This window comes from Pseudomonas sp. SDO5215_S409 (assembly GCF_054071325.1).
On record NZ_JBSVWN010000087.1, the window covers coordinates 1 to 14,075 of the forward strand.

A 14,075-nucleotide genomic window follows, 5' to 3' on the forward strand; every position below is an offset into this window, starting at 1 on the left:
ATCCATTAAACCGGCGTTCTTGTTTCTGTCTTTCCCGGGATTCCGTGAAGAACCATAAAAAAGCCCCTGATGTCAGCACCAGGGGCTTTTTGTCGCATCAGCGATCAAGCTTCGGCTTGTACTTCGTCGGCCTGCATGCCTTTTTGGCCCTGGACCGCGACGAACGTCACTTTCTGGCCTTCTTTCAGGCTCTTGAAGCCGTTGCCTTGAATGGCGCGGAAGTGCACGAACAGGTCCGCACCGCTTTCAGGAGTGATAAAACCAAACCCTTTCTCGTCGTTAAACCACTTGACGGTACCGCTCTGACGTTCAGCCATTTTCTTCTTTCCTTTGACGCTAAAAATTAATGACAGCCCCTTTCAGATGAAAGAGTACTGGGCTGGATTGCAGGAAAGTAAGAGACATCGAACGGGTGTAGCAAACTTTGGCTACTGCCCAGGTCCAGGTTCCAAGCGACCCATGCAAACACAGTGGACAAACTCTACGCCAACTAACGCAGAAAAAACAAGCCCTGCGAAATCCCAGGTTTTGCTCGGTGATATGACACTTCGGTCAACAAATGTGGATCCCACTTATTCGATAGCGTTGCTCACTTGTTATAGGTTAGTGCACGTAACATTGACTATCGTCAGTGCACTTTTTTGTGGCGGTTACGTGACAGATTAGTGCACGTTACGTAACCGCGTTACTTATAGGAACAACCCGTTAACCGCGATAGTAACGTTGTTGCACAAATGGCATTTTACTTACACGTAGTGGCACCTTCTTCCCACGCACCAACGCAGAAACTTGCGTGTCCAGTGCGGTAAAGGCGCTGTCGAGGTAAGCCATGGCCAACGGCGCGCCCAGTGTCGGACCAAAACCACCGCTGCACACGGTGCCGATCACCGTACCGTGCTCATCGACAATCTCTGCGCCTTCGCGCACGGGCGTACGTTCCAGCGGCAGCAGGCCCACGCGCTTGCGGCCCACGCCGGTCTGTTGCTGGGTGAAGACCCGGTCTGCGCCCGGAAAGCCGCCCGCCCGCGCACCGTCTGCCCGGCGCGCCTTGGAAATCGCCCACAACAGGCTGGCCTCGATCGGGGTGGTGTCGGTGTTCATGTCATGGCCGTACAGGCACAGGCCGGCTTCCAGGCGCAGCGAGTCACGTGCGCCCAGGCCGATGGCTTGCACTTCGGTTTCGGCCAGCAGGCTGCGGGCCAGCGATTCTGCACTGGCAGCCGGCACCGAGATCTCGAAACCGTCTTCGCCGGTGTAGCCCGAGCGGCTGACGTAGCAGTCCACGCCCAGCAAGCGCAGGGCGGCAAATTGCATGAACGTCATCTTGCTCACCTCTGGCGCCAGGCGCGCCAGCACTTTTGCTGCCGCCGGGCCTTGCAGGGCCAGCAGGGCGCGTTCCTCAAACAGCGGCTCGATGCTGCACTGCTCGCCCAGGTGCTGGCGCAGGTGCGCCAGGTCCTGCTCCTTGCAGGCCGCATTCACCACCAGGAACAGTTCGTTGTTACCCAGGTTGGCCACCATCAGGTCGTCGAGAATGCCGCCCTGTTCGTTGGTGAACATCGCGTAGCGCTGCATGCCCACCGGCAGGTCGACGATGTCCACTGGCACCAGGGTTTCCAGGGCTTTGGCGGCGTTGGCGCCGGTGAGGCGGATCTGGCCCATGTGCGACACGTCGAACAACCCGGCCTGTTCGCGGGTGTGCAGGTGTTCTTTCATCACGCCCAGCGGGTATTGCACCGGCATGTCGTAGCCCGCGAACGGCACCATGCGCGCGCCCAATTCGAGGTGCAGGTTGTGCAGCGGGGTCTTCAACAGGGTTTGGGTGGACATCTTCAGCTCCTGAAAAACGTGCGGACGTGATTAAACGTCAGCATTCGATAATGTTGACTGCCAAACCGCCACGGGCGGTTTCCTTGTATTTGCTTTTCATGTCGGCGCCGGTCTGGCGCATGGTGCGGATGACCTTGTCGAGCGAGACGAAATGCTGCCCGTCGCCGCGCAAGGCCATGCGTACCGCATTGATCGCCTTCACCGAACCCATGGCGTTGCGCTCGATGCAGGGCACCTGCACCAGGCCGCCGATGGGGTCGCAGGTCAGGCCCAGGTTGTGTTCCATGCCAATCTCGGCGGCGTTTTCCACCTGCGACACGCTGCCGCCCAGCACCTCGCACAGGGCACCGGCGGCCATTGAGCAGGCCACGCCCACTTCGCCCTGGCAGCCGACTTCGGCGCCGGAGATCGAGGCGTTTTCTTTGTACAGAATGCCGATGGCGGCGGCCGTGAGCAGGAAGCGCACCACGCCGTCTTCATTGGCACCGGGAATGAAGCGCATGTAGTAATGCAGCACCGCAGGCACGATCCCGGCTGCACCATTAGTGGGCGCTGTGACGACGCGTCCGCCGTAGGCGTTTTCTTCATTGACGGCCAGCGCATAGAGGTTGACCCAGTCCAGCACCGATAACGGGTCGCGCAGCGACGACTCGGGGTTCTTGCACAATTGCCGATGCAGCGCTGCCGCCCGTCGTTTGACCTTGAGGCCGCCCGGCAAAATGCCTTCGTTGCGACAGCCTGCGTCCACGCAGTCTTGCATCACTTGCCAGATAGTGAGCAGGCCGCTGCGGGTGTCCGCCTCCGGGCGCCAGGCGCTTTCATTGGTCAGCATCACCTGGCTGATGGGCAGCCCGTAGGTGGTGCAATGGCCGAGCAGTTCCTTGGCGGTCTTGAAGGGAAAGGTCAGGGGGGTGGCGTCTTCGACGATACGGTCGGCGCCCGCAGCGTCTTCATCCACCACGAAACCGCCGCCCACCGAGTAGTACTCGCGGCTGCGTACTTGCAGGCCCGCGGCGTCGAAGGCGCGAAAAATCATGCCGTTGGGGTGATAGGCCAACGGTTTGCGAATCATCGCCAGGTGTTCTTTCTCGTTGAACGCAATGCTGTGTTCGCCGAGCAGGTTCAAGCGCCCGTGGCTGCGCATCTCAGCCAGCCGTGCGGCCACGGTTTCGGTATTCACGGTGTCCGGGTGTTCACCTTCCAGCCCCAGCAGCACAGCCTTGTCGCTGCCGTGCCCTTTGCCGGTGGCGCCGAGCGAGCCGTACAACTCGACCTTGACGCAGGCCGTGGCGCCCAGCAGGTCGTCGCGTTTCAAGCCCTCGACAAACCGCGCCGCCGCCCGCATCGGCCCCACGGTGTGGGAGCTCGAGGGGCCAATGCCAATCTTGAACAGGTCGAACACGCTTAAAGACATGAGGGGTTCTCCGGTTTCTTATTATTTTATGCGGCGCAACGCGGCCAAACGGTGGGCGCCCGGCTTGCGCGCCCACTGACCGCGTTGCGCCGCTCAGGTTAGGCGTAGCTCTCGATCGACGGGCACGCACACACCAGGTTGCGGTCGCCAAACACGTTGTCGACCCGGCCTACCGGCGGCCAGTATTTGCCGTCGATCAACGAGGCCACCGGGTATACCGCCTGTTCGCGGCTGTACGGGTGGGACCATTCGCCCACCAGCTCGGCCGCGGTGTGCGGGGCGTTTTTCAGCGGGTTGTCGTCCTTGTCCAGCGTGCCGTTTTCCACGGCGCGGATTTCTTCGCGGATGGCGATCATGGCGTCGCAGAAGCGGTCCAGTTCTTCCTTGGATTCACTTTCGGTCGGCTCGATCATCAAGGTGCCAGCCACCGGGAACGACATGGTCGGCGCATGGAAACCAAAGTCGATCAGGCGCTTGGCCACGTCGTCCACGCTGATGCCGCTGCTGTCTTTGAGCGGGCGCAGGTCCAGGATGCATTCGTGTGCCACCAGGCCGTTGCTGCCGGTGTACAGCACCGGGTAGTGCTCCTCCAGGCGACGGGAAATGTAGTTGGCATTCAAAATGGCCAACTGCGACGCACGCTTGAGGCCCGCGCCGCCCATCATGGTGATGTACATCCAGGTGATCGGCAGGATGCTCGCGCTGCCAAACGGCGCCGCGCACACCGCGCCTTCCTTGCGTTCCATCACACCGTGGCCGGGCAGGAACGGGGTCAGGTGGGCCTTCACGCCAATCGGGCCAACGCCCGGGCCGCCACCGCCGTGCGGGATGCAGAAGGTCTTGTGCAGGTTCAAGTGGGACACGTCGCCGCCGAACTTGCCCGGGGCGCACAGGCCGACCATCGCGTTCATGTTGGCGCCGTCGATGTACACCTGGCCGCCGTTGTCGTGGATGATCCCGCAGATTTCGCGGATACCTTCTTCAAACACGCCGTGGGTGGACGGGTAGGTGATCATCAGCGCCGCCAGGTGTTCGCGGTGCTCGAGAGCCTTGGCGCGCAAGTCTTCGATGTCGACGTTGCCGCGGGCGTCGCACGCGGTGACCACCACGCGCATCCCGGCCATGTTGGCCGTTGCAGGGTTGGTGCCGTGGGCCGACGAGGGGATCAGGCAGATGTCGCGGCGTTCTTCACCACGGCTCTGGTGGTAGGCACGAATGGCCAGCAAGCCTGCGTATTCACCTTGGGAACCGGCGTTGGGTTGCAGGGAAATGGCGTCGTAACCGGTGGCCGCGCACAGCATGGCTTCCAGGTCCGACGTCAGTTGCTGGTAGCCCGCGCTTTGCTCGGCCGGGGCGAACGGGTGCAGGGCGCCGAACTCGGCCCAGGTCACCGGGATCATTTCGCTGGCGGCGTTGAGCTTCATGGTGCAGGAGCCCAGCGGGATCATGGTGCGGTCCAGCGCCAGGTCCTTGTCGGCCAGTTTGCGCAGGTAGCGCATCAGCTCGGTTTCGGAGTGATAACGGTTGAACACCGGGTGGCTGAGGATCGGCGACTGGCGCAGCAGGGCGGCGGGCAGGGCGCTTTCAACCGGGGCATCGAAGGAGGGCAGCGCTTTGCCGTCGGCAAACAGCGCCCACAGGGTTTCGATGTCGGCCTGGGTGGTGGTTTCGTCCACCGACAGGCCCAGGTGTTCAGCGTCCACGGTACGCAGGTTGATGCGCTGGGCGCGGGCCTTGTCGTGCAGGGTCGCGGTGTGGGCGCCTGTGTGCAGGGTCAGGGTGTCGAAGAAGCTCGCCTGTTCGACTTTCAAGCCCAGGGCGGTCAGGCCTTGGGCAAGGATGGCGGTCAACTGGTGCACGCGTTGGGCGATTTGCGTCAGGCCTTTGGGGCCGTGGTACACCGCGTACATGCTGGCGATGTTGGCCAGCAGCACCTGGGCGGTGCAGATGTTGCTGGTGGCCTTTTCGCGGCGGATGTGTTGCTCGCGGGTCTGCATGGCCAGGCGCAGGGCCGGCTTGCCGAAACGGTCCACCGAAACGCCCACCAGGCGGCCCGGCATGTCGCGCTTGAAGGCATCTTTGGTGGAGAAGTACGCCGCGTGCGGGCCGCCAAAGCCCAGCGGTACGCCAAAGCGTTGGGCGCTGCCAATGGCCACGTCGGCGCCGAACTCGCCCGGCGGGGTCAGCAGGGTCAGGGCCAGCAGGTCGGCGGCCACGGCCACCAGGGCGTTGGCGGCGTGGAAGCGCTCGGTCAGTTCGCGGTAGTCGAACACGTCACCGTTGCTCGCCGGGTATTGCAGCAAGGCGCCAAAAAACGCGCTCACGTCGCCCAGTTCGCGCTCGTCGCCCACCACCACGTCAATGCCCAACGGCTCGGCACGGGTGCGCAGCACGTCGAGGGTTTGCGGGTGGCTGTGCACCGAGGCAAAGAACGCATTGCTGGTCTTGTTCTTGCTCAGGCGTTTGCAGAAGGTCATGGCTTCGGCGGCCGCGGTGGCTTCGTCCAGCAGCGAGGCGTTGGCGATCGGCAGGCCGGTCAAGTCGCTGATCAGGGTCTGGAAGTTCAGCAGGGCTTCCAGGCGGCCTTGGGAAATTTCGGGCTGGTACGGGGTGTAGGCGGTGTACCAGGCCGGGTTTTCCAGCAGGTTGCGCAGGATCGGCGACGGCGTGTGGCAGTTGTAGTAGCCCTGGCCGATGTAAGTCTTGAACAGCTGGTTCTTGGCAGCGATGGCCTTGATCTTGGCCAGGGCCTGGGCTTCGCTCAGGCCGTCTTCCAGGCCCAGCACGCTGGTGCCCTTGATGCTCTCGGGAATGACGCTGGCGCTCAGGGCCTGCAGGGAATCGAACCCCAGGCTTGCGAGCATCGCGTGCTCGTCGTCCGGGCGCGGGCCGATGTGACGGGCGATGAATTCGTTGGCGGTGTTCAGGTTAATCGTCATGACGCGCTCCTCAGGCTTGGGCGTTGGCTTTGATCAGGCGGTCGTACGCATCCTGATCCAACAGCTTAGCCACTGCACTGGTGTCGGCCGGCTTGAAGCGAAAGAACCAGCCTTCGCCCAGCGGGTCTTCGTTGACCAGTTCCGGGCTGTCGGCGAGCAGGTCGTTGACTTGCACGACTTCGCCGGTCAGTGGCATGTACACGCCGCTGGCCGCTTTTACCGATTCAACGGTGGAGGCTTCTGCGCCTTGTTCGTAGGCCTGCAGCTCAGGCAGTTGCACGAAAACCACATCACCCAGCGCGTTCTGCGCAAAAGCGGTAATACCCACGGTCACGCTGCCGTCGGCTTCGGCGCGCAGCCATTCGTGATCTTCAGTGAAACGCAACTCGCTCATGGAAACTCCTCGGGGCCAGATTCGTCTGGTGGACGGGATTGGAATGGGAGAGTCCTTAGCAAAAACGCGGCCAATGTTTTTTAGTCGATTAAAATCAACAGGTTAGGCGGATTTTTGAGTGCGGCCATAAACGCCACTGTAGCGATATCGATACAGCTGGATAAGCGAAAAAAAGCCTATGTGGATCAAAGCCTTGTACAGACATCGCGCGCGGCGTGTGTATCGATATCGTTCCACTGTAGCGCTTTCAGTACAGGCCGAGATCGCTTCCAGGCATGTGTCAGGCTTTGTTGGGGATGCCGTACTTGCGTAAACGGTGCGCGATGGCGGTGTGGGAGGTTTGCAGGCGGTTGGCCAGCTGGCGGGTGGAAGGGTAGCGGGTGTAGAGCGTTTCCAGCAGGTCGCGTTCGAAGTCGTCTACCGCTTGCTCCAGGCTGTCGACCTCGCCGTCGCTCTGGCGGGCTACCGACGTGCCGGCAATGTCCAGGTCGCCGATGTCCACCAGGCTGCTTTCGCAAATGGCCGCCGCGCGAAAGATCACGTTCTGCAACTGCCGCACGTTACCGGGCCAGCGGTTGCCCAGCAGCGCAGGGTAAGTGCCTGGCGCCAGGCGGCACACCGGACGCTGGATTTGGGCACAGGCCTGCTGCATGAAATAACGCGCCAGCAGCAGAATGTCCTGGCCACGGTCACGCAACGGCGGGACTTCCACGCTCAGCACGTTCAGCCGATAAAACAGGTCTTCGCGAAAGGTGCCCTCGCTCACCATCTTTTGCAGGTCGCGGTGGGTGGCGCTGAGGATGCGCACGTTCACCTTCACCTCGCGGTCGCCGCCCACCCGCCGAAAGCTGCCGTCGTTCAAAAAACGCAGGAGCTTGGCCTGCAAGTACGGCGACATTTCGCCGATCTCATCGAGAAACACCGTGCCCTGGTTGGCCAGTTCCATCAGCCCCGGCTTGCCGCCGCGTTGGGCGCCGGTAAAGGCGCCGGGGGCGTAGCCGAACAGTTCGCTTTCGGCGAGGTTTTCCGGCAGCGCCGCGCAGTTGAGCGCCAGGAATGGCGCGCTGTGGCGGGCACTGATGGCATGGCAGGCCCGTGCGACCAGCTCTTTGCCGGTGCCGGTTTCGCCCTGGATCAACAGCGGTGCGTCCAGCGCCGCCACCCGCTGCGCCCGGGCCTTGAGCGTGCGAATGGCCGGGGACTCGCCCAGCAGCGCGTCAAACCCTTCGGCATGGTCGTGGTGCAACGCCGACAATTGCTCGCCGATGCGGTTGGGTTGATAGAGGGTCAGCAGGGCGCCCGCGTCGGTGATCGGTGTGGCGTCGAGCAGCAGGGTCTGGCCGTTCACGCTGATTTCCCGCAGCGCCAGGCGAAAGCCGTGCTCGAGCAAGGTGTCCAGCAAGGTGGCGTCGCCAAACAGCTCGGCGATGCTTTCCCCCGCAGGTTCACGCCCGTAGAGGGCGATCAGCGCAGGGTTGGCCAGCAGAATGTTGCCAGCGCTGTCCAGGGCCAGTACCGGGTCGGTCATGGCGGCCAGCAACGCGTCGAGTTGCAGGTGCCGACGCTGGCCGGGAAGGATATCGACCACCCGTACCGACTGCACGCCGTGCACGTTGAACAGCGCCGCGTGGAGTTCTTCCAGCACCTCGGCGCTGAGGGTCGGCGCGTCGATGTACACGTTGGGCGGCACCATTTCCACCGCATCCAGGTTGAGGTTGCGCCCACCAAGCAGGGCCAGGACTTCCTGGGTGATGCCAACGCGGTCGATGAAGCTGACGTGGATACGCATGGGGCGGTTTTAGGTTCTGGCGTGCGGAGGGTGGCCAGTATGCCTTGAAGGGCCGATTCAGTGAAATCGCCAGGGTGCACTTGACCGTGCAGGAGCGGGCGCGCCCACCCCTGCCGCCACCCAAGTTATTCCAAGTGTTCGGGCTTGACCGGGTCGCCTGATTTCACGTCCAACTGGTGGCGCACATCCTCGAACATCAAATCGTACTGCTTGTGCATGGAGCCGCTGAGCACGGCGGTCTTGGGCATACCGTATTGCTGGGCGATCTTCATCGCGTAGCGGGCAAAGTCGAACGCCTGGTCCTTGGCCAGAAAAAACGGCTCCTTGAAGTCTTTGCCCTGCACCGAGCCATGCAGGGTGAACAGCATGCCCTTGCCTTCCTTGGGGTCCTGGCTGACTTCGTAGTCGATGTGCAGGTTGTAGCTGAAGTCCTGGTCATTGAGGGCATGACGTTCGATGTGCAAGTGACCGGGTTCAAAAGTGGCCATCGGCGTTTCTCCTTCAGGGCTGGTACGTGATGCCGGGCCTGGCGGTGCTGATACGCGTACCGGCGCTGCCCTGCACGATCGCTTCGATGTCCGAGAGTGAACCGATCACGGCGGTTTTGCCAGTTTGGCGGGCGAACTCGCAGGCAGCCTGCACCTTGGGGCCCATGGAGCCTGCGGCAAAGCCGAGTGGTTCGAGGGCGTCCGGGTGGGCCTGGGCGATGGCTTTCTGGGTGGGTTTGCCGAAGTCGACAAACACTGCGTTCACGTCGGTGGCGATCACCAGCACGTCGGCATTCAGTTGTGTGGCCAGTAGCGAGGAACACAGGTCTTTGTCGATCACCGCCTCGATGCCGCGCAGTGTGCCGTCTTCGCCATACAGCGTAGGGATCCCGCCGCCGCCCGCGCAGATCACGATGCTGCCTTTTTCCAGCAGCCATTGGATCGGGCGGATTTCAAAGATGCGCTTGGGGCGCGGGCTGGCCACCACGCGGCGGTATTGATCGCCGTCGGGCGCGATGGCCCAGCCTTTTTCGGCGGCCAGGCGTTCAGCCTCGGCCTGACTGTAGACCGGACCGATGGGCTTGCTGGGGTGCTGGAAGGCCGGGTCGTTGGCGTCCACTTCCACCTGGGTGAGCAGGGTGGCGAACGGCACGTCGAAGTCCAGCAAGTTGCCCAGTTCCTGCTCGATGATGTAACCGATCATGCCTTCGGTTTCGGCGCCCAGCACGTCCAGCGGGTAAGGCGAAACCTGGGTGTAGGCGGCCGCCTGTAAAGACAGCAGCCCGACTTGCGGGCCATTGCCGTGGGCGATGACCAGTTCGTTGCCGGGGTGGATCTTGGCGATCTGTTCGGTGGCGATCCGGATGTTGGCGCGCTGGTTGTCTGCGGTCATGGGCTCACCCCGGCGCAGAAGGGCGTTACCGCCCAACGCTACGACGATACGCATAGCAGTTGTCCTTGTGAAAATGCGGATGAACGAACGCGGTCACGGCGGGCGCCCGCCGTGACGGTGCTGTGCCTCAGAGGTCGGCCAGGGTCGACACCAGAATCGCCTTGATGGTGTGCATGCGGTTTTCCGCCTGCTCAAAGGCGATGCAGGCCGGGGACTCGAACACCTCGTCGGTCACTTCAATGCCGTTAGCCAGGTGCGGGTACTGTTCGGCGATCTGCTTGCCCACCTTGGTGTCGCTGTTATGAAACGCTGGCAGGCAGTGCATGAACTTGGTCCGCGGGTTGCCGGTGGCTTTCATCAGTTGGGCATTGACCTGGTAGGGCAGCAACTGCTCGATGCGCTCGCCCCAGGCGTCCACCGGCTCGCCCATCGACACCCACACATCGGTGTGGATGAAGTCCACGCCCTTGACCGCCGCCCGGGTGTCTTCGGTGAGGGTGATGCGCGCGCCGCTTTCCTCGGCGTATTGCTTGCAGCGGGCCACCAGGTCGTCGTGGGGCCACAATGCCTTGGGCGCGCAGATACGCACGTCCATGCCCAGCTTGGCGCCGATCAACAGCAGTGAGTTGCCCATGTTGTTGCGCGCGTCACCCAGGTACGCGTAGCTGATTTCATGGATCGGCTTGTCGGCGTGTTCGCGCATGGTCAGCACGTCGGCGATCATCTGGGTGGGGTGGTATTCGTCGGTGAGGCCGTTGAACACCGGCACCCCGGCGAACTTGGCCAGTTCCTCGACGATCTCCTGTTTGAAGCCCCGGTACTCGATGGCGTCGTACATGCGCCCCAGCACGCGGGCGGTGTCCTTCATGCTTTCCTTGTGGCCGATCTGCGAGGAATTGGGGTCGATGTAAGTGACGTTGGCGCCCTGGTCATAGGCCGCCACTTCAAAGGCGCAACGGGTACGGGTGGAGGTTTTCTCGAAGATCAGCGCGATGTTGTTGCCCTTGAGGTGTTGCTGTTCGGTGCCGGTGTACTTGGCGCGCTTGAGGTCGCGGGACAGGTCCAGCAGGTAACGCAGCTCGCGGGGGCTGTGGTGTTCCAGGCTGAGCAGGTGACGGTTGTGAATGTTGAACGCCATGATGAAAGCTCCTTTAGTAGTCGATAGGGTCGCGTACGATCGGGCAGGTCATGCAATGGCCGCCGCCCCGGCCCCGGCCAAGCTCGCCAGCGCTGATGGTGATGACTTCCACACCGGCCTTGCGCAGCAGCGTGTTGGTGTAGGTGTTGCGGTCGTAGCCGATCACCACGCCGGGCTCCACGGCCACCACGTTGTTGCCGTCGTCCCACTGCTCGCGCTCGGCGGCAAAGCTGTTGCCGCCGGTTTCCACCACGCGCAGGGCCTTGAGCTTGAGGGCCGTGGCGACCACGTCCAGAAAGCTCGCATCTTCACGGCGCACGTCGATACCGCCGGGCTTGCTCTCGTCGGGGCGCAGGCTGAAGGCGACGATCTGGCTGACCACTTCCGGAAAGATGGTCACCAGATCGCGGTCGCAAAAGCTGAACACGGTGTCCAGGTGCATGGCCGCGCGGGACTTGGGCAGCCCGGCGACGATCACCCGCTCCACCGCCTTGTGCTTGAACAGGTTCAGGGCCAATTGGCCGATGGCCTGGCGCGAGGAACGCTCGCCCATGCCGATCAACACCACGCCGTTGCCGATGGGCATCACGTCGCCCCCTTCCAGGGTGGCATTGCCGTGTTCCTGGTCGGGGTCGCCGTACCACACCTGGAAATCGGCATGGGTGAACTCGGGATGGAAGCGGTAGATGGCGCTGGCCAGCAGGGTTTCCTGGCGCCGCGCCGGCCAGTACATGGGGTTGAGCGTGACGCCGCCGTAGATCCAGCAGGTGGTGTCGCGGGTGAACTGGGTGTTGGGCAGCGGCGGCAGAATGAAGCTTGAGTGGCCGAGAAAATCGCGGAACATCTCGATGGTCTTGCCGCCAAAGCTGCTGGGCAGGTCATCGGCCGACACGCCGCCGATCAGAAACTCGGCGACTTTGCGCGGCTCCAGGCTGCGCAGCCATGAGGCCACTTCGTTGACCAGGCCCAGGCCCACCTGATTGGCGGTGATCTTGCGCTCCAGGATCCAGTCCAGTGCCTCGGGAATGGCGACGATGTCGGTCAGCAGGTTGTGCATCTCCAGTACATCGATGTCGCGCTCGCGCATCTTGGTGACAAAGTCAAAATGGTCGCGCTTGGCCTGGGCCACCCACAGCACATCGTCGAACAGCAGCTCATCGCAGTTGTTGGGCGTCAGCCGCTGGTGGGCCAGGCCTGGGGAACACACCATGACTTTGCGCAGCTTGCCGGCTTCGGAGTGGACGCCGTACTTCACTTTTTCTGTGGTCATTACAGATCCTCCAGTGAACAACAGTTACAGGGTCAAAAAGCCGTCGTAGAGGCCATAGGCAGCCACCAGGGCGCCGACGACCACGGCGGTGAAAATCAGCTTCTCGACCGAGGTGAAAACCGGTTTGCCCACCTCGTGCTTGGCCTTGGCGAACAGGATCGCGCCGGGCGCATAGAGTAGGGCGGACAGCAGCAGGTATTTCACGCCGCCTGCGTAGAGCAGCCACACCGCGTAGAGCAACGCGACGGCGCCGATCAACAGGTCTTTCTTGCGCTCGGCCAGGGCGGCTTCGTAGGTTTCACCGCGCACCGCCAGCAGCAGCGCATAGGCGGCCGACCACAGGTAAGGCACCAGGATCATCGAGGTGGCGAGGTAGATCAGCGACAGGTAGGTGCTGGCCGAAAACAGCGTGATCACCAGGAACACCTGGACCATGGCGTTGGTCAGCCACAGCGCGTTGGCGGGCACCTGGTTGGCGTTTTCGCGGCGCAGGAACGCTGGCATGGTGTGGTCCTTGGCGGCGGCGAACATGATCTCGGCACACAGCAGCACCCACGACAGCAGTGCCCCCAGCAGCGAAATGATCAGGCCGACGCTGATCAGCACCGCACCCCAATGGCCCACCACATGCTCCAGCACGGCGGCCATCGACGGGTTCTGCAACTTGGCCAGTTCCGGCTGGGTGAGGATGCCCAGCGACAGCACGTTCACCAGCATCAGAAACAGCAGCACGGTGATAAACCCGATCACGGTGGCCTTGCCCACGTCGGCGCGGTTCTCGGCGCGGGACGAGAAAATGCTCGCGCCTTCGATACCGATGAACACCCACACGGTGACCAGCATCATGTTGCGCACCTGATTCATTACACTGCCCAGGTCGGGATTCCGGATGCCCCAGATGTCGGCGGTAAAAATCTCAAGCTTGAACGCAAACAGCGCGATCAATACAAACAGCAGCAACGGCACCACTTTGGCGACGGTGGTCACCAGGTTGATGAACGCCGCTTCCTTGATGCCGCGCAACACCAGCGCGTGCACGGCCCACAGCAACACCGACGCGCCGATCACGGCGGCAACCGTGTTGCCCTCGCCAAAGATCGGAAAGAAGTAACCGAGGGTGCTGAACAGCAGCACGAAGTAGCCCACGTTGCCCAACCAGGCACTGATCCAGTACCCCCACGCGGACGAAAACCCCATGTAGTCACCAAACCCGGCCTTGGCGTAGGCATACACGCCGCCGTCCAGGTCGGGTTTGCGGTTGGCCAGGGTCTGGAACACAAAGGCCAGGGTCAACATGCCCACGGCGGTAATCGCCCAGCCGATTAATACCGCGCCCACATCGGCACTGGCGGCCATGTTTTGCGGCAGCGAAAAGATCCCGCCGCCAATCATCGACCCCACTACCAGTGCAACCAGTGCACCCAGTTTTAGTTTTCCGCCCGATTCAGACATTGCGTCACTCCAATGCAGGAGAAGAGAGGCCACAGAATAATTGCGTGCAGGATTCAAACAGCTGATTCAGATCACTTCATGGGTACATTGCCCCGTGGGTAACGACGTTGAATTTAAAAGCGTTGGGCAATAGCCTGCCCGCAAAGGCGCGATACAGAGCCTTTTTACCCATTAGTGTTAAACCCTTTGGCGGGGCGTGGATGTTTGACGCTAGTCCCTTTTCCCAGATGTGCAAACTTTTAAGGCCGGTGTTGTGAAACAGGCCGCAGGCGGTTGGGTTAAATCAGCAAAGGACTAAAGAGCAGACTTATAAAGTTCGTTAAGTTATGAGGCGCTTGAATTTATTGGCTATAGCTAATGGGCGGCGCCGTTATTGTTTTAAAGAACGGCGTATCAAATAGTGTCATTTTGTTACTAGGGAAATCCTGAAGAAGACTTCCAAATATGGTGAAATACGCCGATCCCGTTG

General features: G+C 62.0%; 11 protein-coding genes. All 11 read right to left on the reverse strand.

Annotated features, from left to right (window positions below; translation table 11 throughout):
* Positions 1 to 104: 104 nt before the first annotated feature.
* The 11 genes from ACW9H9_RS26990 to arcD all read right to left on the reverse strand — a co-directional run bounded on the left by ACW9H9_RS26990 (position 105) and on the right by arcD (position 13,606).
* Positions 105 to 317, reverse strand: coding sequence for a cold-shock protein (locus tag ACW9H9_RS26990; RefSeq protein ID WP_457346398.1), 213 nt, complete (start codon positions 315 to 317; stop codon positions 105 to 107).
* 388 nt (positions 318 to 705) lie between these two features.
* On the reverse strand, positions 706 to 1,830 hold the full coding sequence (gene gcvT / locus ACW9H9_RS26995) for a glycine cleavage system aminomethyltransferase GcvT (RefSeq protein ID WP_457346397.1): 1,125 nt from the start codon (positions 1,828 to 1,830) through the stop codon (positions 706 to 708).
* A 37-nt stretch (positions 1,831 to 1,867) separates the two neighbouring features.
* Positions 1,868 to 3,244 (reverse strand): L-serine ammonia-lyase, encoded by a 1,377-nt coding sequence (locus ACW9H9_RS27000; protein ID WP_457346396.1) that lies wholly within the window; start codon positions 3,242 to 3,244, stop codon positions 1,868 to 1,870.
* Between the two features lie 98 nt (positions 3,245 to 3,342).
* A complete protein-coding gene (gene gcvP / locus ACW9H9_RS27005) occupies positions 3,343 to 6,183 on the reverse strand; it encodes an aminomethyl-transferring glycine dehydrogenase (protein WP_457346394.1) in 2,841 nt (946 codons plus the stop codon).
* Between the two features lie 10 nt (positions 6,184 to 6,193).
* Positions 6,194 to 6,577, reverse strand: a complete 384-nt coding sequence (gcvH, locus tag ACW9H9_RS27010) for a glycine cleavage system protein GcvH (protein WP_457346392.1) — start codon at positions 6,575 to 6,577, stop codon at positions 6,194 to 6,196.
* A 280-nt stretch (positions 6,578 to 6,857) separates the two neighbouring features.
* Positions 6,858 to 8,366: a sigma-54-dependent transcriptional regulator gene (locus tag ACW9H9_RS27015; protein WP_457346391.1), complete on the reverse strand. Its 1,509-nt coding sequence runs from the start codon at positions 8,364 to 8,366 to the stop codon at positions 6,858 to 6,860.
* 125 nt (positions 8,367 to 8,491) lie between these two features.
* Positions 8,492 to 8,854 (reverse strand): DUF5064 family protein, encoded by a 363-nt coding sequence (locus tag ACW9H9_RS27020; RefSeq protein ID WP_457346390.1) that lies wholly within the window; start codon positions 8,852 to 8,854, stop codon positions 8,492 to 8,494.
* A 13-nt stretch (positions 8,855 to 8,867) separates the two neighbouring features.
* Positions 8,868 to 9,800, reverse strand: coding sequence for a carbamate kinase (gene arcC / locus ACW9H9_RS27025; protein WP_457346389.1), 933 nt, complete (start codon positions 9,798 to 9,800; stop codon positions 8,868 to 8,870).
* Between the two features lie 73 nt (positions 9,801 to 9,873).
* The gene (locus ACW9H9_RS27030; protein WP_457346388.1) at positions 9,874 to 10,884 is read right to left on the reverse strand and encodes an ornithine carbamoyltransferase; all 1,011 of its coding nucleotides are present in this window, start codon (positions 10,882 to 10,884) and stop codon (positions 9,874 to 9,876) included.
* Between the two features lie 13 nt (positions 10,885 to 10,897).
* Positions 10,898 to 12,154, reverse strand: coding sequence for an arginine deiminase (gene arcA, locus ACW9H9_RS27035; RefSeq protein ID WP_457346386.1), 1,257 nt, complete (start codon positions 12,152 to 12,154; stop codon positions 10,898 to 10,900).
* A 24-nt stretch (positions 12,155 to 12,178) separates the two neighbouring features.
* Positions 12,179 to 13,606, reverse strand: a complete 1,428-nt coding sequence (gene arcD / locus ACW9H9_RS27040) for an arginine-ornithine antiporter (RefSeq protein WP_457346385.1) — start codon at positions 13,604 to 13,606, stop codon at positions 12,179 to 12,181.
* Positions 13,607 to 14,075 lie beyond the last annotated feature (469 nt).